This is a genomic window from Streptomyces sp. BK022, assembly GCF_004217355.1.
Lineage (GTDB): Bacteria > Actinomycetota > Actinomycetes > Streptomycetales > Streptomycetaceae > Streptomyces > Streptomyces griseoluteus.
Genome location: NZ_SHKU01000004.1, coordinates 414020 through 435370, shown reverse-complemented (window position 1 = coordinate 435370; position 21351 = coordinate 414020). Strand labels below are relative to the sequence as shown.

The following is a 21351-nucleotide window of genomic DNA, read 5'->3' as shown; positions in this document are numbered from 1 at the left end:
CGGATCAGGCGGCGGGCAGGCCCACGCTCGTACCGAGCCGGGTCACGGCGTGCCGGAAGAAGCGCTCGCGGTCGAGCACCACCTGCTCGAACTGCCCGAACAGCTCGAACCCGACCAGCCCGAACAGCTCCGCCCAGGCGGCGACCATGGCGGGCGCGGCCTCCAGCGGCAGCTCGGGGGCGATGTCGGCCGCCATGCGCTCGGCCTCGGGCCGCAGTTCGGCGGGGAGCGCCGGCCCGGTGAGGCCGGGCCCCCGGTCGGCGTCGCGGACGACGCCGACCAGCACCATGGCCACCCGCGCGGCGGACGGGATGGTGGTGGCGGGGGCCGCGTATCCGGGTACGGGCGAGCCGTAGATCAGGGCGTACTCGTGCGGGTGGGCCAGCGCCCATCCGCGTACCGCCTCGCAGACGACCGTCCAGCGGCGCAGGAACTCCCCCTTGGGGACGGTCGCGTGGGCGGTCTCGGCCGCCGCGCCGAGCGAGTCGTAGGCATCGATGATCAGCGCGGTCAGCAGGTCGTCGCGGCTCGGGAAGTACCGGTAGAGCGCGGAGGACACCATGCCCAGCTCGCGGGCGACGGCGCGCAGCGAGAGTTTCGCCGCGCCCTCGGCGGCGAGCTGTCTGCGGGCCTCGTCCTTGATGGCCGCGGTGACCTCGGTCCTGGCCCGCGCGCGGGCGCCCTCAGCGGTGCTCATGCGGGTCAGTGTGCCATGCGACAGAGCAGTGCACACAAAGCAGAGCACTGCTCTTGCGTGAGAGCACTGATCTCGGCACACTGGAGGCAGAAGCGAGAGCACCGCTCTCCCGAACCCCTGGGGGCCGTCATGTCGTCCGCGCCGTACTACCTGAAGGCAAGCCCGCTCGGCACGTGGTTCAACGGGCTGGTCGGCAAGCTCGCCCGGCTCGGTGTCAGCCTCGCGGGCAGCGCGGAGCTGTCGGTGCGCGGCCGCAAGAGCGGCGAGATGCAGCGCATCCCGGTCAACCCGCACACCTACGAGGGCGAGCGGTACCTCGTCTCGGCGCGCGGCCACTCCCAGTGGGTGCGGAACATGCGGGCGGCGCACGGCGGTGAGCTGCGGGTCGGCCGCAAGGTGCGGCCGTTCCGCGCGGTGGAGCTGCCCGACGACGAGAAGCTCCCGATCCTGCGGACCTATCTGGAGCGCTGGGGCTGGCAGGTCGACAAGTTCTTCGCCGGGGTGACCGCGGGCAGCTCCGACGCGGAGATCCTCGCGGCCGCCTCCGACCACCCGGTGTTCCGGATCACCGTCACGGACTGACGGCGCTCACCGTCACGGACTGACGGTGTCCCCCCGCTCGGGCTGCTCCGGCTGTTCGGCCGGAACGTCCGGCGTGGTCCGCCCCCGGTCCAGCGCGGCCAGCGTCCGCTGGGCCAGCGGACGGGACCTGACCATCTCCCCCAGCGTCGTCGCGCCGGTGGTGATGTCCCGGAACGCCTTCCACGCGGGCCGGAACCCGGTGATCCCGGCGTGGAAGACACCGGGACGGCGCTCGAAGGCGGCCAGCAGCCGCTTGCCGACACTCATCTCCACGCCGAGCCCCGCCTTGATGGCGAAGGCGTAGTTCAGGGCCTGCCTGCGGGTGTCGACCGCGTCGTGGGCCTCGGCGATCCGCACCGCCCACTCCCCCGCCAGGCGCCCGGAGCGCAGTGCGAAGGAGATGCCCTCACGGGTCCAGGGCTCCAGCAGTCCGGCCGCGTCCCCGCAGACCAGCACCCGGCCGCGGGAGAGCGGGGAGTCGTCGGCGCGGCAGCGCGTCAAGTGCCCGGAGGAGATGCTCGGTTCGAAGCCGGCCAGGCCCAGCCGGGCGATGAAGTCCTCCAAGTACCGCTTGGTGGCCGCCCCTTCGCCACGCGCGGAGATCACACCGACCGTGAGCGTGTCGCCCTTGGGGAAGACCCAGCCGTAACTGCCGGGCAGCGGGCCCCAGTCGATGAGGACGCGGCCCTTCCAGTCCTCGGCGACGGTGTCCGGCACCGGGATCTCGGCCTCCAGACCGAGGTCGACCTGGTCGAGCTTGACGCCGACATGGGCCCCTATGCGGCTGGCGCTGCCGTCGGCGCCGACGACCGCGTGGGCCAGTACCGTCTCGCCGCCCTGCAGGACCACGGCGACGGTGCGCCGGTCGGGGACGGCCGAGCCGTGCTGCTCCACCCGCTGCACGGTGACGCCGGTGCGCACCTCCGCGCCCGCCTTCTGGGCGTGCTCCACCAGACGCTGGTCGAACTCGGGCCGGTTGATCAGCCCGAACAGCATCTGCCGGGAGCGGCGGGTCCGGGTGAAACGGCCGTTGTGGGAGAAGGTGACCGCGTGCACCCGGTCTTGGAAGGGGAGTTCGAAGCCGGGCGGGAGCGCGTCGCGGGAGGGGCCGATGATGCCCCCGCCGCACGTCTTGTAGCGGGGCAGTTCCGCCTTCTCCAGGATCAGCACCCGGCGGCCGGCGACGGCCGCCGCGTAGGCCGCCGAGGCGCCCGCGGGTCCCGCGCCGACCACGACGACGTCCCAGACCCGCCGCTCATCCTCCGCCGAAGTGTTCTCGCCGCTCACGATGGTCCATCGCTCCGATCAAGCCGCTGCCGCTCCCCCGGTGCACCGCTGACACGGGGCGGGGGACCCCCCTGTCCCACGCATCCTACGGCCGGTCCCCGGCGTGGGCCCCTGTGGGAGGATCGGTGTATTCCAGCAGTTCAACGTCGTAACCCACGAGGAGCCGTGCCCATGTCGTCGAATCCGGTCGCCGAGACCGTCGCCTCGCTGATGCCCCGCGCCAAGGCGGAGCTGGCCGAGCTGGTCGCCTTCAGGTCGGTGGCGGACTTCGAGCAGTTCCCGCGGAGCGAGAGCGAGGGCGCCGCGAACTGGATCGTGGACGCGCTCACCGCCGAGGGCTTCACCGACGTAGCACTGCTGGACACCCCCGACGGCACGCAGTCGGTGTACGGCTACCTGCCCGGCCCCGAGGGCGCGAAGACCGTACTGCTCTATGCCCACTACGACGTGCAGCCCCCGCTGGACGAGGCCGGCTGGACCACGCCCCCGTTCGAGCTGACCGAGCGGGACGGCCGCTGGTACGGGCGCGGCGCGGCCGACTGCAAGGGCGGCCTGATCATGCACCTGCTGGCGCTGCGCGCGCTGAAGGCGAACGGCGGGGTGCCGGTCCATGTGAAGGTCATCGCGGAGGGCTCCGAGGAGCAGGGCACGGGCGGTCTGGAGCGGTACGCGGAGGCGCACCCGGAGCTGCTGACGGCGGACACCATCGTGATCGGCGACACCGGCAACTTCCGGGTCGGCCTGCCGACGGCGACCACCACCCTGCGCGGTATGACGATGCTCCGGGTCCAGGTCGACACCCTGGCCGGGAACCTGCACTCGGGCCAGTTCGGCGGCGCCGCCCCGGACGCGCTCGCCGCGCTCATCCGCCTGCTGGACTCGCTGCGCGCCGAGGACGGTTCGACGACGGTGGACGGCCTCGCTACCGACACCCGCTGGGAGGGCCTGGAGTACGGCGAGGAGCAGTTCCGCTCGGACGCCAAGGTGCTGGACGGCGTCGGGCTGATCGGTGACGGCTCGGTGGCCGACCGCCTGTGGGCCCGGCCGGCCGTGACCGTCATCGGCATCGACTGCCCACCCGTCGTGGGCGCCACCCCGTCCGTGCAGGCCACCGCCCGCGCGCAGATCAGCCTCCGGGTGCCGCCGGGCGTGGACGCCGCCGAGGCGACCAAGCTGCTCACCGCCCACCTGGAGGCCCATGTGCCGTGGGGCGCGCGGGTGAGCATCGAGCAGGTCGGCCAGGGCCAGCCGTTCCGTGCCGACACCACGAGCCCCGCCTACCAGGCGATGGCCGACGCGATGGCGGTGGCCTACCCGGGCGAGACCATGCAGTACGCGGGCCAGGGCGGCTCGATCCCGCTCTGCAACACTCTCGCCGGCCTCTACCCCGAGGCCGAGATCCTGCTCATCGGCCTGAGCGAGCCGGAGGCGCAGATCCACGCGGTCAACGAGAGCGTCTCCCCCGAGGAACTGGAGCGCCTCTCGGTCGCGGAGGCCCTGTTCCTGAACAACTACGCGGCGAACTGAACAAGTCGGCGAGGGCGCGTTCCCGTCAGGGCGGGGGCGCGCCGTCGCCGCGCCCCGCTCAGCCGACCGGGACCCCCGCCTCCAGATACAGCGCGGCGCCGCGTTCGCGGGCTCTGAGGGCCCACCGGAGGCGCTCGTAGCGGACCGGCGGGAGCATGGTGGCGGCCTCGCGTTCGGTGACGAAGCGCCAGGCGCGCAACTCCGGGCCGGGCAGCAGCACTCGGGCGGCCTCGTCGGGGCCGAGCCGGCCGCCGTCGAAGAGCAGCCGGAGTCCGCCGTGGCCGGGCGGGATGGGGCGTTCCCAGTCGACCACCAGCAGGCGGGGCACCTCCCGCAGCCGTATCCCGACCTCCTCGGCGACCTCGCGCATCCCGGCGCGGGCCGGGGCCTCTCCCCGCTCGACCACTCCGCCGGGGAACTCCCAGCCCGGCTTGTAGGTCGGGTCGACCAGCAGCACGCGGTCCTCCGCGTCGAAGAGCAGCACCCCGGCGGCCAGGGTCTCCCCGGCCGGCTCGGGCGTCTGCACGATCTCGCACGGCCGCGCCGCCCCGCTGCCCACGGCCTCGGTGATCCGGACGGCGCTCTGGTATGGCGTGAGCCGGCTGGTGTCGACGGGGTACGCGTCGGCCGTGAGCCAGGACGCGAGGGCCGCGCGGTAGGGCTCGATGTGGTCATAGGCCCACTGCCGCTCGCGCATCTCGGCGTCGGGCACGCCCGGCGAGGGCTCGCGCCCGGCGATGCGCTGGCGCAAAATCGTTTCGGCCGGGGTGAGCAGGAGATGGCGCACCGAGATCCGGCGGGCGGCGAGGCCGCCGAAGATCTCGTCGCGGTACTCCTGGCGCAGCAGGGTCATGGGGATCACCAGGGTCCCGCCCAGCTCGGCGAGGAGGGCGGCGGCGGTGTCGATCACCAGCCGGCGCCAGATCGGCAGGTCCTGGAAGTCGTCGACCTCGGCGAGGCGCTTGGCCGGCAGCAGGCGCGGGAGCGCCGCGGCGATCAGCTCGGGGTCGAAGAGCGTGCTGTTCGGGATCAGTTCGATCAATTCCCGTGCGGTGGTGGTCTTGCCCGCACCGAACGCGCCGTTGATCCAGACGACGGTCACGGTTCCCCCTCTTCTGTCGGCCCCCTGGGGCTTGCCCGTTCCACCCTGTCACGGAAACCACGCGCAGTTGAGGGCGCACAGCACGGTGCCGGGGCCCCCGGGGGCAGGGGTCCCGGCACCGTGCGGGCGGTCGGTTCCGGCCGTTACCGGCCGAGCGCTCCCTCGTCCACGTCGAAGCTGTCCTGGCTCACGATGTGGTCGACGGTGCTCAGGGTGTCGTCCACCTTGAGGTCGCTCAGGCCGGCGTTCTCGGCGGCGTGGGACGGGGTGAGGGCGGCCACGACGAATCCGGTGGCGAGGCTGGCGATGGCGAGCATGCTGCGCTTCTTCATGCCGTGATCAACTGCCGTACTGCCCGCGGGGTCACGCGGTACCGGTTTCGGCCAGCTCAACCAACAGGATCGAACGCTTCCGTCTCAGCTCTTCCAACAGAGTCGAACACGTCCTACCGTGATCGCGCACCGGTGCCCGTCCCCTGTCTGCCGCGAGCCGGAGGAACGTCGACGATGCGTCACCCTCGTCCCCGCACGCACCGCATCCGAGCAGCCGCCCTGTTCCTGACGGCGCTGCTGAGCGCCGGCGGTATCGCCGCCCCGGCCACGGCCGCGCCCCCTCCCGCGGCGCCTGCCGAGAACCTGGCGCCCACCCCGCCGATGGGCTTCAACAACTGGAACTCCACGCACTGCCGTGCCGAGTTCAACGAGGACATGGTCAAGGGCATCGCCGACCTCTTCGTGTCCGAGGGCCTCAAGGACGCCGGGTACCAGTACGTCAACCTCGACGACTGCTGGGCGCTCCCCCAGCGCGACGCCGACGGCAAGCTGGTGCCGGACCCGGCCCGCTTCCCGCACGGCATCTCGGCGGTCGCGGACTACGTCCACACCAAGGGCCTCAAGCTGGGCATCTACACCAGCGCGGGCACCAAGACCTGCGACGGCGCGGGCTTCCCCGGCGCGCTGGGCCACGAGGAGAGCGACGCCCGGCAGTTCGCCGACTGGGGCGTGGACTATCTGAAGTACGACAACTGCAACAACCAGGGTGTCGACGCCCGGCAGCGCTACCGCACCATGCGCGACGCCCTGCGGGCCACCGGTCGGCCCATCGTGTACAGCATCTGCGAGTGGGGGGAGAACAAGCCCTGGGAGTGGGCCGCCGACGTGGGCCAGCTCTGGCGCACCACCGGGGACATCAGCGACAGCTGGGGCTCGATGCTCTCCATCCTCAAGCAGAACCTCCCCCTCGCCCCGTACGCCGGTCCCGGCCACTGGAACGACCCCGACATGCTGGAGGTCGGCAACGGCGGGATGACCGACACCGAGTACCGCTCCCACTTCTCGCTCTGGTCGGTCATGGCGGCCCCGCTGCTCATCGGCACCGACCTGCGCACCGCCTCCCCCGCCACGCTGGAGATCCTGGGCAACAAGGAGGTCATCGCGGTCGACCAGGACCCGCTGGGCAAGCAGGGCACGGTGGTCTCCAGTGAGGCGGGGCGCTGGGTGGTCGTCAAGGAGATGGCCGACGGCAGCCGCGCGGTCGCCCTGTTCAACGAGTCCGGGACCGCGCAGCGCGTCGCCACCAGCGCCGCCGCCGTGGGGCTGCCCCGCGCCGCCGGCTACACCCAGCGCGACCTCTGGCGGCACCGGGACACCAACACGGCCGGCACCATCGCCGCCACCGTCCCGGCCCACGGCACCGTCCTCCTCCGGGTGTCGGCCGACGGCAACTGGGCGGAACACCCGCCCGCCGTCGAACTCGGCCTGGACGAGGCCCCGTTCATCGAACGGGACACCCCGGCGACGCTCACCACCACCGTCACCGGCCTGGGCCGCACCCCGGCCCGCGAGGTCTCGGCCGCGCTGACCGGCCCGGGCGGCTGGACCGTAGGCGCCCTGTCCCCGGCCACGGCGGCGGCCCTGCCCAACGGGGCGTCCCTGCGCACCCGCTGGCGGGTGACGGCGCCGCCGGGGACGCCGGTCGGGTCGTACGCCTTCTCGCTGCGCGTGCGGTACCGCTCGCCGGCCGGGGAGCGGGTCACCACTGAGCTGCCGGTGACCGCGTCCGTGGTGGTGGCGCCGCCTGCCGGGGCCTCCTACCTGAGCGACCTGCCGTGGCTCTCGGCGGTCAGCGGGTGGGGTCCGGTGGAGCGGGACACCAGCAACGGGGAGGACGCGGCGGGCGACGGCGCCCCCCTCACCATCGGCTCCACGGTGTACGCCAAGGGTCTCGGGGTGCACGCGGCCAGCGAGGTCGCCTACTACGCCGGGCGGCACTGCTCGACGGTCACCGCCGAGGTGGGCGTGGACGACGAGAAGGGCGCGAAGGGGAGCGTGGCGTTCGAGATCTGGGCGGACGGGGTGAAGGCCGCCTCGACGGGCGTGCTGACCAACGCCGACCCCGCCCGGCCGCTCACCGCCGAGGTCACCGGCGCGCAGGTGGTGCGGCTGGTCGTCACCGACGGGGGCGACGGGATCGACTCCGACCACGCGGACTGGGCAAAGGCCCGGCTGAGCTGCTGAACCGGCCGTGGCCACGGGGGTATTGCCCCCGTGGCCACGCGCGGCTGTCAGACCCCGGCGGCGGTGGTGTCCGGCCGGAGGGCCAGCGCGGCGGCCGCGGCGCCGACCAGCCCCGCGTCGGTGCCCATCTGGGCGGGTACGACGGTGAGCCGCTGGACGAAGGAGAGAGTGGCGTAGTCCGTGAGGGCCTTGCGCAGCGGGGCGAAGAGCACGTCCCCCGCCTTGCCGACGCCGCCGCCGATCACCGCGATGTCGATCTCGACCAGGGTCGCGGTCGCCGCGATCCCGGCCGCGAGGGCCTGCGCGGCCCGTTCGAAGGAGGCCACGGCGACCGGGTCGCCCCGGCGGGCCGCGTCCGCCACGGCGGCGGCGGAGGTGTCGCCGTCCGGGCCGGGCAGCCAGCCGTCGGCCAGGGCGCGGCGGGCGATGTTCGGGCCGCTGGCCAGGCCCTCCACACAGCCGCGCGCGCCGCAGGGGCACGGTTCGCCGTCCAGGTCGACGCTGATGTGGCCGATGTGACCGGCGTTGCCGGTGGGGCCGGGGTGCAGCCGACCGCCGAGGACCAGTCCGCCGCCGACGCCGGTGGAGACGACCATGCACAGGGCGTTGTCATGGCCGCGCGCGGCGCCCTGCCAGTGCTCGGCGGCGGTGATGGCGACCCCGTCGCCGATCAGCTCGACGGGCAGGCCGCCGGTGGCCGCACGTACCCGCTCGACCAGCGGGAAGCCGCGCCAGCCCGGCACGTTGACCGGGCTCACGGTGCCCGCCGAGGCGTCCACCGGGCCGGCGCTGCCGATGCCGATCACGGAGGCGCGTCCCCACAGCGGCGAAGCGGCGAGGTCGCCGAGCACCTGCTCGACGGCCCGCATGACCGTTTCGCCATCCTGTCGCGCGGGTGTCGCGCGCTGGGTGCGCGCCTGAATCCGGCCATGACCGTCCACCAGCGCACCGGCGATCTTGGTACCGCCGATGTCCAGGGCCGCCACGAGGTCGGTGTGCATCTGAGTCTGGTCTCCCCGTCGAGCCGTAGGTGGTGATCCGGTGGGCCTCCCCCGCCTGGTCGCGGTGGGGGCGCGGGCCGGGACGGCGGTGGACAGTCTCTCTCGCACCTGACAACGTTGTCCAGGCTCTATGCTCGACGCCACATGCTTGTACCGGCCTTTGATTGCCCGCACCACCCCGCGACACCCCCGGACAACAGGACAGGACACCGCACCGTGCCCGAGACCACCCGCCGAGCAGACCGCGCCAACGGCAGCCGTTACGGCAACCGGCCCACCATGAAGGACGTGGCCGCGCGGGCCGGGGTCGGCCTGAAGACGGTGTCCCGCGTGGTCAACGGCGAGCCGGGCGTCACCCCGGACACCGAGCGGCGGGTCCGGGAGGCGATCGACGCGCTGGGCTTCCGGCGCAACGACAGCGCCCGGGTGCTGCGCAAGGGCCGTACGGCGAGCATCGGGCTGGTGCTGGAGGACCTCGCGGACCCGTTCTACGGGCCGCTCAGCCGCGCCGTCGAGGAGGTGGCCCGCGCCCACGGGGCGCTGCTGATCAACGGGTCCAGCGCGGAGGACCCGGAGCGGGAGCAGGAGCTGGCGCTCGCTCTGTGCGCACGGCGGGTGGACGGTCTGGTGGTGATCCCGGCCGGGGACGACCACCGCTATCTGGAGCCGGAGATCCGGGCGGGTGTGGCCACGGTGTTCGTGGACCGGCCGGCCGGGGGCATCGACGCGGACGTGGTCCTGTCGGACAACTTCGGCGGCGCCCGTGACGGGGTGGCCCATCTGATCGCACACGGCCACCGCAGGATCGGCTTCATCGGCGACATGCCCCGCATCCACACGGCCGCCGAGCGGCTGCGCGGCTACCGGGCGGCTATGGAGGAGGCGGGGATACCCGTCGCGGAGGGCTGGATGTCCCTCGGGGCGACCGATCCGGAGCGGGTGCGGCGGGCCACGGAGGAGATGCTCGCCGGGCCCGGCCCGGTGACCGCCGTCTTCACCGGCAACAACCGGGTGACGGTCACCGTGATCCGGGTCCTGGCCGAGCACGACCGGCCGGTCGCCCTGGTCGGGTTCGACGACTTCGAACTGGCAGACCTGCTCCAGCCGGGTGTGACGGTGGTCGCGCAGGACGCGGCCGCGCTCGGCCGCACCGCCGCCGACCGCCTCTTCCAGCGCCTCGACGGCGCCCCCGGCACCCCGGAACGCCTCGAACTGCCCACCCGCCTGATCACGCGGGGCTCCGGAGAGCTGCCGCCGGCGGACTGAGGGCACTACCGGGGCCGGGCCCCCGCCAGGTCTTCCAGCTCTGCCCGGCCGAGCCCGCTCGCGGCGGTCACCTCCGCGCTGTCCAGGGCGCCGCAGTGCAGCCCCCGCAGCAGGTAGCCGCTCAGCGCCCGTGCGGTGGCGGGCTCGTCCAGCACGTCGCCCCCGGTGCGCGCGGTGTACGCCGCGAGCCGGGCCGCCGCCCGGGCGAACCCCTCGCGGTAGAAGGCGAAGACGGCCGCGTACCGGGTCGGCAGATGGCCGGGGTGCATGTCCCAGCCCTGGTGATAGGCGCGGGCCAGGGCGCGGCGGGTGAGCCGGTAGTGCAGCCGCCAGGCGTCGTGGACCTGGGCGGTGGGACCGACCGGCAGCACGTTGGTGGAGCCGTCCGAGACGCGCACGCCGGTCCCGGCGGCCGCGACCTGCATCACCGCCTTGGCATGGTCGGCGGCGGGGTGGTCGGGTGCCTGGTGGGCGGCCGAGACCCCGAGGGCGGCGCTGTAGTCGAAGGTGCCGTAGTGCAGTCCGGTGGCCCGGCCTGCCGCCGCCTGGATCATGGGGGCGACGGTGGCGGTGCCGTCCGTGGCGAGGATCGCCTGACTGGTCTCGATCTGGATCTCGAAGCCCAGCTGTCCGGCCTCCAGTCCGTGCGTCCGCTCGAAGGCGTCCAGCACGCGGGCGAACGCCGCGACCTGCTCCGCGTACGTCACCTTCGGCAGCGTCAGGTTCAGCCCCCGGGGCAGGCCGCCGGCCGCCATCAGGCCGGTGAGGAAGACGTCGAGCGTACGGATGCCCCGCTCGCGTACCCCCGCCTCCATGCACTTCACCCGCACACCGAGGTACGGGGGCGCGTCCTCGGCGAGCAGTCGGGCGGCGCGGGCGGCGTCCTCGTCCTCCTCGGCGTCCGGGCGGTGCCCGTACCCGTCCTCGAAGTCGACCCGCAGGTCTTCCACGGGCTCCCGCTCCAGCTTCGCCCGGACCCGCTCGTACACCGGCCCGGCGAGTTCCCGGTCCAGTCCGAGCACGGCCGCGAACGAGCCCGCGTCCGGGGCGTGTTCGTCGAGCGCGGCCAGCGCCCGGTCGCCCCACTCGCGCACGGTGCCCGCGCCGAACACGTCACCCGGCACATACACGGTGTGCACGGGCTGGCGCGTGCCCGGATCGCCGGGGTATCGGAGCGCCAACTCGGCGTCGACGGGCGCGAGAAGTCCGTCGACCTCCTTGCCGACCTCGTCGCCGAGACTCGTCCTCACCTGCTCCTGCCGACCCATCCCGCACCCTCCGGCCTCGACAAACGGTCGAAGGACGTTATCCAGGGCGGTACTGCGGGTCAACAACAGGGCGAGGCCCCCGGGACCGTGTGGGTCCCGGGGGCCTCGTGCGGCGTCGGAGGGGTCAGCCCTTGCGGGTCTTGACTTCCTCGGTGAGCTGGGGGACGACCTCGAAGAGGTCGCCGACCACGCCGTAATCGACGAGGTCGAAGATCGGGGCCTCGGGGTCCTTGTTGACCGCGACGATCGTCTTCGAGGTCTGCATGCCGGCGCGGTGCTGGATCGCACCGGAGATGCCGTTGGCGATGTAGAGCTGCGGCGAGACCGACTTGCCGGTCTGGCCGACCTGGTTGGTGTGCGGGTACCAGCCGGCGTCGACGGCGGCACGCGAGGCGCCGACGGCGGCACCGAGCGAGTCGGCGAGGGCCTCGATCAGCGCGAAGTTGTCCGCGCCGTTGACGCCACGGCCGCCGGAGACCACGATCGCGGCCTCGGTCAGCTCCGGGCGGCCCGTGGACTCGCGCGGGGTGCGGCCGGTGACCTTGGTGCCGGTCGCCTTGTCGGAGAAGGTCACCGACAGGGCCTCGGCCGCGCCGGCGGCCGGGGCGGCCTCCACGGCGGCCGAGTTCGGCTTGACCGTGATGACCGGGGTGCCCTTGGTGACCTGGGACTTGGTGGTGTACGACGCGGCGAACACCGACTGGGTGGCGACGGGACCGTCGGCCCCGGCCTCGATGTCGACGGCGTCGGTGATCAGGCCGGAGCCGGTGCGCAGCGCCAGACGGGCGGCGATCTCCTTGCCCTCGGCGGAGGACGGGACCAGCACGGCGGCCGGGGAGACGGCCTCGACGGCGGCCTGGAGCGCGTCGACCTTGGGGACGACCAGGTAGTCGGCGTACTCGGACGCGTCGTCGGTGAGTACCTTCACCGCGCCGTGCTCGGCGAGGGCGGCGACGGTGTCGGCGGCGCCGTTGCCCAGGGCGACGGCGACGGGCTCGCCGATGCGGCGGGCCAGCGTCAGCAGCTCCAGGGTGGGCTTGCGGACGGCACCGTCCACGTGGTCGACGTAGACGAGGACTTCAGCCATGGGATTGCTCTCCTGCGTAACGAAGTTGAGGGGCGGTCTGGGCGCGGGGCCTTAGATGAACTTCTGGCCCGCGAGGTACTCGGCGAGCTGCTTGCCGCCCTCGCCCTCGTCCTTGACGATCGTGCCCGCGGTGCGCGCCGGGCGCTCGGTCGCGGCCTCGACCTTGGTCCACGCGCCCTCGAGACCGACCTCCTCCGCCTCGATGTCGAGGTCGGACAGGTCCCAGGACTCCACCGGCTTCTTCTTGGCCGCCATGATGCCCTTGAACGACGGGTAACGCGCCTCACCCGACTGGTCCGTCACGGAGACCACGGCCGGCAGGGAGGCCTCGAGCTGCTCGGAGGCGGCGTCGCCGTCACGGCGGCCCTTGACGGTGCCGTCCTCGACCGAGACCTCGGAGAGCAGCGTCACCTGCGGCACACCCAAGCGCTCGGCGACCAGCGCGGGAACCACGCCCATGGTGCCGTCGGTGGAGGCCATGCCGGAGATCACCAGGTCGTAACCGGCCTTCTCGATCGCCTTGGCCAGCACCAGCGAGGTGCCCATGACGTCGGTGCCGTGCAGGTCGTCGTCCTCGACGTGGATCGCCTTGTCGGCGCCCATCGAGAGGGCCTTGCGCAGCGCGTCCTTCGCGTCCTCGGGGCCGACGGTCAGCACGGTGACCTCGGCGTCGTCCGCGTCCTCCGCGATCTGCAGGGCCTGCTCCACCGCGTACTCGTCGAGTTCGGAGAGCAGACCGTCCACGTCGTCGCGGTCGACGGTCAGGTCATCGGCGAAGTGCCGGTCGCCAGTGGCGTCGGGCACGTACTTCACAGTGACAACGATCCTCAAGCTCACGCCGGCTCTCCTACTGCATCGTCTTTTCCGGGCTGCCTCTTGAAGTGCAGCATAGGCGCCTCAAGCGGCCGATCGCGGTCGGGGCGTCCGTGCGCTCCGACCAAAATATTACTCGCCAGTACACCCAGTTCCTGCCCGCTAAGCAAGCGCTTTGAACTGTGACCTTCGCAACGCAGCGTAACCGGAACCCGACGGCTCCGCGGAGCCGGGGCCCAACCCGCTCAGTCCCGCAGGGCGTTGAAGCGGCCCTGGTGATAGAGCAGCGGACGGCCGTCGCCGGACGGGTCTCCGAGCAGCACCTCGGCGAGCACGATCCGGTGGTCCCCGGCCGGTACCCGCCCCACGATCCGGCACACCAGCCAGGCGAGCACGCCGTCCAGCACGGGCACCCGCCCGGGCCCCTCGCGCCACGCGGTGGACGCCCCGAACCGGTCGGCGCCGCTGCGGGCGAAGGTGGCGGCGAGGTCGCTCTGGTGCTCGGCGAGCAGGTGCACGCCGACATGGTCGGTGCGCTCGATGGCGGGCCAGCTCGACCCGCCGGTGCCTATGCCGAACGAGATCATCGGCGGCTCGGCGGAGACCGAGCTGAGCGAGGTGGCGGTGAAGCCGACCGGGCCGTGCTCGCCGCGCGCGGTGATCACCGCGACACCGGCCGCGTGCCGGCGGAAGACGGAACGCAGCAGGTCCGGCGAGGCGGGCTGACGGGAACCGAGGCCGGGAGTGGCCGTCATGGGGTGGTCCTTCTGCTGACAGGGGCGAGCTGGTGGGGTCCGGTGCTGTTCAACGGCCCCGGCAGCGGGCGCTCCCGAGGCGGGCCGGGCCACTGGGGGCGACCCGTCCGGCGAGAAGGTGTTCGATCGGCACCGGGCCAGGCTGACGACACACGGCGGGCGCAGTCAAGTCGCCGCCGAAGCGCCCGGGAGGGGTCAGCCACCGTGCCGCCCGCTCACGGCCTCACCGAGCGCCGCGATGACATCGGCCCTGCGTGGCTGCCCCTGGGCGCGCCGCACCACCGTGCCGTCCGCGTCGAGGACGAGCACGGTGGGGGTCTTCACGATGCCGAGTTCGCGGACGAGTTCCAGCCGGGCCTCCGCGTCGATCTCGACGTGCGCGACGCCGGGCACCATCCGGGCGACCTCGGCCAGGGTGCGCCGGGTGGCCCGGCAGGGCGCGCAGAAGGCGGAGGAGAACTGCACGAGGGTGGCCCGCTCCCCCGGTTCGCCGCCGAGTTCGGCCGCCGTCAGCCGCCGTACATCGTCCGCCCCGCGCACCCGTTTCCTCCGCCCTGCCGCCGCCGCGGCGCCGCTCGTCCGATCCGTCCTCAACACCAGCACATCGAGGGCCGAATGGATTCCCCGCCTCCGAAAGAGGGGGTCGAGGGCGGACGTGACGAGGATCTCGCCGCCACCGGGCACCAGGACTGGTCACCCGTCCGTTCTTGGGGCACGATCTGCGAGAGCCGTAAACCTACGGCTCCGTAACTTCCCGCCGGGAGCCCCCTTTCCCGAGCAGAGCAGAAAGGGACCACCCCGCTTATGGCAGAGCTGGTCTACCGTCCCGTCGTCGGTCTCGCCAAGACGATGTTCAAGGTCTGGGACCTCAAGATCGACTGCCAGGGGTCGGAGAACATCCCGCGCTCCGGTGGCGCCGTGCTGGTGAGCAATCACATCAGCTACCTGGACTTCATCTTCAACGGCCTGGCCGCGCTGCCGCAGAAGCGCCTGGTGCGGTTCATGGCCAAGGAGTCGGTGTTCCGGCACAAGGTGTCCGGTCCGCTGATGCGCGGCATGAAGCACATCCCGGTCGACCGCGAGCAGGGCGAGACGGCGTACGCGCACGCGCTGGCGTCGCTGCGCGCCGGGGAGATCGTCGGGGTGTTCCCCGAGGCGACGATCTCGCAGTCCTTCACGCTGAAGAGCTTCAAGTCCGGTGCCGCGCGCCTGGCCCAGGAGGCGGGCGTCCCGCTGGTGCCGATGGCGCTGTGGGGCACCCAGCGGCTGTGGACCAAGGGCCAGCCGCGGAACTTCAAGCGCAGCCACACCCCGATCACCATGCGGGTCGGCGAGGCGCTGGAGGCGTCGCGCGAGCAGTACGCGGGCGCGATCACCCGCCGGCTGCGTGAGCGGGTCCAGGAGCTGCTGGACGCCGCCCAGCGCGCCTATCCGGCCCGCCCGAAGGGTGCCGAGGACTCCTGGTGGCTCCCCGCCCACCTGGGCGGCACGGCCCCGACGAACGAGCAGTTGCGCGCGGCCGAGGCCCTCTGAGACGACGACGGCCCGGCCGGACGGTTCAACCGTCCGGCCGGGCCGTTCCCGTGTGCCGGCGAGGCCCTCAGCGGGCCATCTCCTCCTTGAGCGCCGCGACGAAGGTGTCGACGTCGTCCTCGGTGGTGTCGAAGGCGCACATCCAGCGGACGTCACCGGCCGCCTCGTCCCAGAAGTAGAAGCGGAACCGCTTCTGCAGCCGGAGGCTCACGTCGTGCGGGAGCCGGGCGAAGACACCGTTGGCCTGCACCGGGTGCAGGATCTCCACGCCGTGCACCGCGCGGACGCCCTCGGCGAGCCGCTGGGCCATCTCGTTGGCGTGGCGGGCGTTGCGCAGCCAGAGGTCCTTGGCGTACAGGGCCTCCAACTGCACCGAGACGAAGCGCATCTTGGACGCGAGCTGCATGGACAGCTTGCGCAGGTGCTTCATGTGCGAGACGGCGTCCTGGTTGATGACGACGACCGCCTCGCCGAACAGGGCGCCGTTCTTCGTGCCGCCCATCGAGAGGATGTCGACGCCGACCGCGTTGGTGAACGCCCGCATGGGGACGTTCAGGGAGGCGGCGGCGTTGGATATCCGGGAGCCGTCCAGGTGCACCTTCATGCCGCGGGCGTGAGCGTGTTCGCAGATCGCGCGGATCTCGTCGGGCGTGTAGAGCGTGCCCAGCTCGGTGGACTGGGTGATCGAGACGACCTGGGGCATCGCCCGGTGCTCGTCGTCCCAGCCGAACGCCTGCCGGTCGATCAGCTCCGGGGTGAGCTTGCCGTCCGGCGTGGGCACGGTGAGCAGCTTGAGCCCGCCCATCCGCTCGGGAGCGCCGCCCTCGTCCACGTTGATGTGCGCGCTCTCGGCGCAGATCACCGCACCCCAGCGGTCGGTGACCGCCTGGAGCGCGACGACGTTGGCCCCGGTGCCGTTGAACACCGGGAACGCCTCGGCGGTGGCGCCGAAGTGGCTGCGGATGATCCGCTGGAGGTTCTCGGTGTACTCGTCCTCGCCGTACGCGACCTGGTGGCCGCCGTTGGCCAGGGCCACGGCGGCGAGCACTTCGGGGTGCGCCCCGGCGTAGTTGTCGCTGGCGAAACCGCGGACCTGCGGGTCATGGTGGCGACGGGCGTCGGTCCTGGGAGGGTTCACGGCTTCTCGGTCAGCCACAGACGGTTTCCGTTCAGTTCGGCGGCGGGCCTGCCCCAGACGCCCTCGATGGCCTCGGCCAGCTCCTTGACGTCCGTGAAGCCCGCGAACTTCGCGCTTGGACGCTCCGCGCGCATCGCGTCGTGCACCAGCGCCTTCACCACCAGAATGGCAGCCGCCGCCTTCGGGCCGTCCTCGCCCCCCGCCTTGCGGAAGCCGTCGGCCATGGCCAGCGTCCATGCCTCGGCCGCGGCCTTGGCGGCGGAGTAGGCGGCGTTGCCCGCGGTCGGCTTGGAGGCGCCCGCGGCGCTGATCAGCAGGTAGCGGCCGTCACCGGCGCGCTGGAGGGCGTCGTAGAAGGCCAGCGAGGTGTGCTGGACGGTGCGGACGAGCAGTTTCTCCAGCAGGTCCCAGTCGGCGAGGGCGGTGTCCTCGAACCTGGCACCGCCGCGCCAGCCGCCGACCAGGTGGACCAGGCCGTCGACGCGGCCGAACTCCTTCTCGATGCCCAAGGCCCACGCACGGGTGGAGTCCAGGTCGAGCAGGTCGACCGTCTCACCGGTGACCGTGGCGCCGCCGTTGGCGTAGCGGGCCGCGTCCACGGCCTCCGCCAGCCGGGCGGGGTCGTTGTCCGCGCCGACCACGGTCGCGCCCGCCTCGGCGAGCCTGATCAGGGTGGCCCGGCCCGCCGGTCCGCCCGCACCGGCGACCGCGATCACCGCGCCCCGAAGAGCCCCGTTCTGCATCGTCTTCCCTTCTCCCACTGCCGTGTCGTCGCCGCGCCCGCTCACGCGGCGATCCGCTCGGCGCCGTCCGCCGTGATGCCCTTGGTCTCGGCGATCACATTCTTCAGCTTCTTGGCCAGCGCCTCGTAGAACATGCTCAGCGGAAACTCGTCCGGGAGCACGTCGTCGACCAGCTTGCGCGGGGGCAGGCCGAGGTCGAGGGCGTCGGGGCCCTTGGCCCACTTGGAGCCCGGGTGCGGGGAGAGGTAGGAGGCGACGAGTTCGTACCCGGCGAACCAGTGGACGAGCTTGGGGCGGTCGATGCCGTCGCGGTAGAGCTGCTCGATGTCGGCGCAGAGCTGGTTGGTGACCTGCGGGGCGCGCTCCCAGTCGATGGCCAGCTTGTTGTCGGTCCAGCGGACCACGTCGTGCTTGTGCAGGTAGGCGAAGAGGAGCTGGCCGCCGAGCCCGTCGTAGTTGCGGACGCGGTCGCCGGTGACCGGGAAGCGGAACATCCGGTCGAAGAGCACCGCGTACTGCACGTCGCGGGCCTGCGGGACGCCGTCCGCCTCCAGCTTCACGGCCTCCTTGAAGGCGGTGAGGTCGCAGCGCAGTTCCTCCAGGCCGTACATCCAGAACGGCTGGCGCTGCTTGATCATGAACGGGTCGAACGGCAGGTCGCCATGGCTGTGGGTGCGGTCGTGGACCATGTCCCAGAGCACGAACGCCTCTTCGCAGCGCTTCTGGTCGTGCACCATCGCGGCGATGTCCTCGGGCAGCTCAAGGCCCAGGATGCCCACGGCGGCGTCGGTGACCCGGCGGAAGCGGGCGGCTTCGCGGTCGCAGAAGATGCCACCCCAGGAGAAACGTTCCGGCGCCTCGCGGACGGCGATGGTCTCCGGGAAGAGGACGGCGGAGTTGGTGTCGTACCCGGCCGTGAAGTCCTCGAAGGTGATGCCGCAGAACAGCGGGTTGTCGTACCGGGTGCGCTCCAGCTCGGCCAGCCAGTCGGGCCAGACCATGCGCAGCACGACCGCCTCGAGATTGCGGTCGGGGTTGCCGTTCTGCGTGTACATCGGGAAGACCACCAGGTGCTGGAGGCCGTCCGCGCGGTTCGCCGCCGGCTGGAAGGCCAGCAGTGAGTCCAGGAAGTCCGGCACCCCGAAGCCGCCCTCGGCCCAGCGGCGCAGGTCGGCCACGAGCGCACGGTGGTACGCCACGTCGTGCGGGACCAGCGGGGAGAGCTGCTCCACCGCGTCCACGACCCGGCTCACGGCCGCCTCGGCCTCGGCCCGCTCGGGGGCGCCCTCGGCGGTGAAGTCGATCGAGCCGTCCTTCGACTGCCATGGCCGGATCTGCTCCACCGCGCCCTTGAGGGCGGGCCACGCCGGGTGCTCGACCACCCTGGTCAGTGAAGGAACCTGTCCCTCCGGACCGGCCTGCACAAGAATTTCCGTCATGTCCCATCCTCCACGGGAGAACCTCGCGTATGGACACCGTATGCATACCCCGTTTTGCCTAACAAGAGGGGGCTCGGGAAATTATTCTGTGCGACCGCCTGGTCGCCGCTGTTTTTCCCGCCTCAAACCGTGACCGCGCTCACTTTCGCTGCGGGTGCCGAGACGGTCCGGGAGCGTGACCGAGCACCCCGTTTCGGCCATGACGCCTCCGGCGCCGCGCCGGGAACCACGCGATCGCCCAGGTGAGGGCATCGCCGTTAGGCTGCGAGCCAGGCGTGCGGACGACGACACTCCGTCGGGTCCGCGACAGGCCGATCCGCCGTCGACGGAAGCGAGTTGAACCTTGAACTTCCTTACCATCGGGCACCGTGGGGTCATGGGTGTCGAGCCCGAGAACACACTCCGTTCCTTCGCCGCCGCCGAGCAGGCCGGGCTGGACCTGATCGAACTCGATCTGCACCTGAGCAAGGACGGTGCGCTGATCGTCATGCACGACGCCGAGGTCGACCGCACCACGGACGGCACCGGGCGGATCGCCGAGAAGCCCCTCGCGGAACTGCGCGCCCTTGACGCGGGGCTCGGTGAGCGGGTGCCGGTGTTCGAGGAGGTGCTGGACGCGGTCCGGGCGCCGATCCAGGCCGAGATCAAGGACGTGGCCGCCGCGAAGGCGCTGGCGGAGGTGATGCTCCGGCGCGACCTGGTCTCCCGCGTGGAGGTCATCTCCTTCCACGACGAGGCGCTCGCCGAGATCTCCCGGCTGGTGCCGGGGGTGCGCACCGCGCTGGTGGCCGAGCACTACGGCCCCGAGGTGGTGGACCGCGCGGTCGCGGTCGGCGCGGCGACCCTCTGTCTGGACGTCCGCAGGCTGACGCTGGAGGTCGTGGAGAAGGCGCGCGCCGCGGGCCTCAGGGTCTTCGCCTGGGTGGTGAACACCCAGGACGAGCTGCGGCTGGTGCGCGCCCTCCAGCTGGACGGCGCGACCACGGACCTTCCGGACATCAAGCGCACCGGCCGCTTCACCGCCTGAGCGGGCCCACCGTCACGCCAGCGGCTTGACCAGCAGCTCGAAGCGCAGGTCGGGGCGGCGCGGGATGCCGAAGCGCTCGTCGCCGTACGGGAACGGGGTCGTCTCGCCCGTACGGCGGTAGCCCCGGCGCTCGTACCAGCCGATCAGGTCGTCGCGGACCGAGATCACCGTCATGTGCATCTCGATGGCGCCCCAGTCGGCCCGCGCCCGCCGCTCCGCCTCCGCCATGACCGCTTTGCCCAGCCCCTCCCCCTGCAGGGCGGGGCTGACCGCGAACATGCCGAAGTAGGCGTGGGCGCCCCGGTGTTCGAGCTGGCAGCAGGCGACGATCCGGCCCTCCCGCTCCACCACGAGCAGTCTGCTGTCGGGCGTCTTGATGACCTGGCGCACGCCCTCGGGGTCGGTGCGCTGCCCGTCCAGGATGTCCGCCTCCGTGGTCCACCCGGCCCGGCTGGCGTCCCCCCGGTACGCCGACTCGACGAGCGCGACGAGATCGTCCACGTCGGCGTCGGTGGCGTCGCGGAACGTCGGTCCGGTGGGGGTGTCCATGGCATGTACTCCGATCTGGGGCGCGGCTGAGCGGGGACGAGCCTAGTCGGGCGGCTAGGCTCCCCTCGCATGGTGCATGTACTGGGCAGCCGGACCCTCATCCGCCCGACGGAACCCGAGCGCTCCCGTGCCTTCTACGGCGGACAGCTGGGGCTCGCCGTGTACCGCGAGTTCGGGGAGGGGCCCGAGCGCGGGACCGTCTACTTCCTGGGCGGCGGCTTCCTCGAACTCTCCGGGCGCTCCGAGACACCGCTCGCGCCGTCCGTGCGGCTCTGGCTCCAGGTGCCGGACGCGGCCGCCGCGCACGACGAGCTGCTCGCCGAGGGTGTGGAGATCGTGCGGGCGCCGGTCCGGGAGCCGTGGGGGCTGATCGAGATGTGGATCGCCGACCCGGACGGCATCCCGATCGTGCTGGTGGAGACCCCGGCGGATCATCCGCTGCGGTACCGGCCGGGGATCTGAGACCCCCCGGTCAGCCGCGCAGGGCGCTCAGCCGGCCCTCCAGTCCGTCGAGCAGGCCGGCGAGCAGACCGGACAGCTCGTCCTGGCCGGCGGGGGTGAGTACGGACAACACGGCCTCCTCGTAGGCGAGCTGCTCGGGCAGGATGCCGTCCACCAGCTCGCGTCCGGCGTCGGTGAGGCGGAGGTGGGAGACGCGGCGGTCCCGGGTGTCGCCGCGCCGCTCGACCAGTCCGCGCCCGGTGAGCTGCTTGACCCGTTTGGTCACGGCCGCGCCCGAGGAGAAGGTCTCCCGCGCCAGCTCCCCCGGGGTCAGCTCGTGCCCGGTACGGCGGAGCGCGCCGAGCAGGTCGAACTCCGCCCGGCTGAGCCCGGCCCGGCGCAGCGGGGCGTCCTCGGCCTGCTGGAGGAGGGCGGCGCAGCGGTTGATCCGGCCGATGACCTCCATGGGCCCGGTGTTCAGCGCGGGGTGCACGGCGCGCCACTGCCGGACGACCGAGGCGACGGTGTCCGTCCTCGGCTGCTGGTCTCCCGTGTCCGTCATGGCCGCGTGTCCTCCGTG

General features: G+C 72.5%; 22 protein-coding genes. 7 read left to right on the top strand and 15 right to left on the bottom strand.

The features are described 5' to 3' along the window. Positions 1-4 precede the first annotated feature (4 nt). Positions 5-697 (bottom strand): TetR/AcrR family transcriptional regulator, encoded by a 693-nt coding sequence (locus tag EV284_RS18735; RefSeq protein ID WP_130335577.1) that lies wholly within the window; start codon positions 695-697, stop codon positions 5-7. Positions 698-826: 129 nt separating this feature from the next. Between EV284_RS18735 and EV284_RS18730 the strand changes: the two genes are divergently transcribed. Further along, positions 827-1279: a nitroreductase/quinone reductase family protein gene (locus EV284_RS18730; RefSeq protein ID WP_130335575.1), complete on the top strand. Its 453-nt coding sequence runs from the start codon at positions 827-829 to the stop codon at positions 1277-1279. 12 nt (positions 1280-1291) lie between these two features. On the opposite strand, the gene EV284_RS18725 is transcribed toward EV284_RS18730, so the two are convergent. Continuing rightward, the gene (locus tag EV284_RS18725; protein WP_242625721.1) at positions 1292-2566 is read right to left on the bottom strand and encodes a geranylgeranyl reductase family protein; all 1275 of its coding nucleotides are present in this window, start codon (positions 2564-2566) and stop codon (positions 1292-1294) included. Positions 2567-2737: 171 nt separating this feature from the next. Here EV284_RS18725 and EV284_RS18720 point away from each other — a divergent pair, with 171 nt between their 5' ends. Then, the gene (locus EV284_RS18720) at positions 2738-4093 is read left to right on the top strand and encodes a dipeptidase (protein ID WP_130335573.1); all 1356 of its coding nucleotides are present in this window, start codon (positions 2738-2740) and stop codon (positions 4091-4093) included. A 58-nt stretch (positions 4094-4151) separates the two neighbouring features. Here EV284_RS18720 and EV284_RS18715 read toward each other — a convergent pair whose 3' ends face one another. Continuing rightward, positions 4152-5195, bottom strand: a complete 1044-nt coding sequence (locus tag EV284_RS18715) for an NUDIX hydrolase (RefSeq protein ID WP_130335571.1) — start codon at positions 5193-5195, stop codon at positions 4152-4154. 143 nt (positions 5196-5338) lie between these two features. Next, on the bottom strand, positions 5339-5527 hold the full coding sequence (locus tag EV284_RS18710; protein WP_030803714.1) for a hypothetical protein: 189 nt from the start codon (positions 5525-5527) through the stop codon (positions 5339-5341). A 321-nt stretch (positions 5528-5848) separates the two neighbouring features. Between EV284_RS18710 and EV284_RS18705 the strand changes: the two genes are divergently transcribed. Further along, positions 5849-7711 carry an NPCBM/NEW2 domain-containing protein gene (locus tag EV284_RS18705; protein ID WP_242625757.1) on the top strand — a complete coding sequence of 621 codons (1863 nt, stop codon included), beginning with the start codon at positions 5849-5851 and terminating at the stop codon, positions 7709-7711. A 47-nt stretch (positions 7712-7758) separates the two neighbouring features. Here the strand turns inward: EV284_RS18705 and EV284_RS18700 are convergent, their stop codons facing one another. Beyond that, a complete protein-coding gene (locus EV284_RS18700) occupies positions 7759-8712 on the bottom strand; it encodes an ROK family protein (protein WP_130335567.1) in 954 nt (317 codons plus the stop codon). 216 nt (positions 8713-8928) lie between these two features. Here EV284_RS18700 and EV284_RS18695 point away from each other — a divergent pair, with 216 nt between their 5' ends. Beyond that, complete coding sequence (locus EV284_RS18695; protein WP_130335565.1) at positions 8929-9978, top strand: LacI family DNA-binding transcriptional regulator; 1050 nt, start codon at positions 8929-8931, stop codon at positions 9976-9978. Positions 9979-9983: 5 nt separating this feature from the next. On the opposite strand, the gene EV284_RS18690 is transcribed toward EV284_RS18695, so the two are convergent. From EV284_RS18690 to EV284_RS18670, 5 genes are all read right to left on the bottom strand, one after another. Beyond that, positions 9984-11246 carry an aldolase/citrate lyase family protein gene (locus EV284_RS18690; protein WP_130335563.1) on the bottom strand — a complete coding sequence of 421 codons (1263 nt, stop codon included), beginning with the start codon at positions 11244-11246 and terminating at the stop codon, positions 9984-9986. 124 nt (positions 11247-11370) lie between these two features. Next, a complete protein-coding gene (locus EV284_RS18685) occupies positions 11371-12333 on the bottom strand; it encodes an electron transfer flavoprotein subunit alpha/FixB family protein (protein WP_130335561.1) in 963 nt (320 codons plus the stop codon). A 51-nt stretch (positions 12334-12384) separates the two neighbouring features. Further along, positions 12385-13170, bottom strand: a complete 786-nt coding sequence (locus EV284_RS18680; RefSeq protein WP_130335559.1) for an electron transfer flavoprotein subunit beta/FixA family protein — start codon at positions 13168-13170, stop codon at positions 12385-12387. A gap of 221 nt (positions 13171-13391) precedes the next feature. After that, complete coding sequence (locus EV284_RS18675; protein ID WP_130335557.1) at positions 13392-13901, bottom strand: flavin reductase family protein; 510 nt, start codon at positions 13899-13901, stop codon at positions 13392-13394. Positions 13902-14096: 195 nt separating this feature from the next. Then, the gene (locus EV284_RS18670; RefSeq protein ID WP_242625756.1) at positions 14097-14501 is read right to left on the bottom strand and encodes a thioredoxin family protein; all 405 of its coding nucleotides are present in this window, start codon (positions 14499-14501) and stop codon (positions 14097-14099) included. A 204-nt stretch (positions 14502-14705) separates the two neighbouring features. Between EV284_RS18670 and EV284_RS18665 the strand changes: the two genes are divergently transcribed. After that, positions 14706-15434: a lysophospholipid acyltransferase family protein gene (locus EV284_RS18665; RefSeq protein WP_130335553.1), complete on the top strand. Its 729-nt coding sequence runs from the start codon at positions 14706-14708 to the stop codon at positions 15432-15434. Between the two features lie 67 nt (positions 15435-15501). Here the strand turns inward: EV284_RS18665 and EV284_RS18660 are convergent, their stop codons facing one another. Genes EV284_RS18660 through EV284_RS18650 form a run of 3 tightly spaced genes read right to left on the bottom strand, consistent with a single transcriptional unit; the run spans position 15502 to position 18754 of the window. Next, positions 15502-16572, bottom strand: a complete 1071-nt coding sequence (locus EV284_RS18660) for a low specificity L-threonine aldolase (protein WP_130335551.1) — start codon at positions 16570-16572, stop codon at positions 15502-15504. After that, complete coding sequence (locus EV284_RS18655) at positions 16569-17315, bottom strand: SDR family NAD(P)-dependent oxidoreductase (RefSeq protein WP_130335549.1); 747 nt, start codon at positions 17313-17315, stop codon at positions 16569-16571. The genes EV284_RS18660 and EV284_RS18655 overlap by 4 nt, the downstream gene beginning before the upstream one ends. 41 nt (positions 17316-17356) lie before the next feature. Beyond that, complete coding sequence (locus EV284_RS18650) at positions 17357-18754, bottom strand: DUF6421 family protein (RefSeq protein ID WP_130335547.1); 1398 nt, start codon at positions 18752-18754, stop codon at positions 17357-17359. Between the two features lie 343 nt (positions 18755-19097). On the opposite strand from EV284_RS18650, the gene EV284_RS18645 reads away from it, so the two are divergent. Further along, positions 19098-19781: a glycerophosphodiester phosphodiesterase family protein gene (locus EV284_RS18645; protein WP_130335545.1), complete on the top strand. Its 684-nt coding sequence runs from the start codon at positions 19098-19100 to the stop codon at positions 19779-19781. A gap of 12 nt (positions 19782-19793) precedes the next feature. Here the strand turns inward: EV284_RS18645 and EV284_RS18640 are convergent, their stop codons facing one another. Next, complete coding sequence (locus EV284_RS18640; protein WP_130335543.1) at positions 19794-20330, bottom strand: GNAT family N-acetyltransferase; 537 nt, start codon at positions 20328-20330, stop codon at positions 19794-19796. A 69-nt stretch (positions 20331-20399) separates the two neighbouring features. Between EV284_RS18640 and EV284_RS18635 the strand changes: the two genes are divergently transcribed. Then, entirely contained in the window at positions 20400-20792 is a 393-nt protein-coding gene (locus EV284_RS18635; RefSeq protein WP_130335541.1) for a VOC family protein, read from the top strand. Between the two features lie 10 nt (positions 20793-20802). Here EV284_RS18635 and EV284_RS18630 read toward each other — a convergent pair whose 3' ends face one another. Continuing rightward, complete coding sequence (locus tag EV284_RS18630) at positions 20803-21333, bottom strand: MarR family transcriptional regulator (RefSeq protein WP_130335539.1); 531 nt, start codon at positions 21331-21333, stop codon at positions 20803-20805. Between the last annotated feature and the right edge of the window lie 18 nt (positions 21334-21351).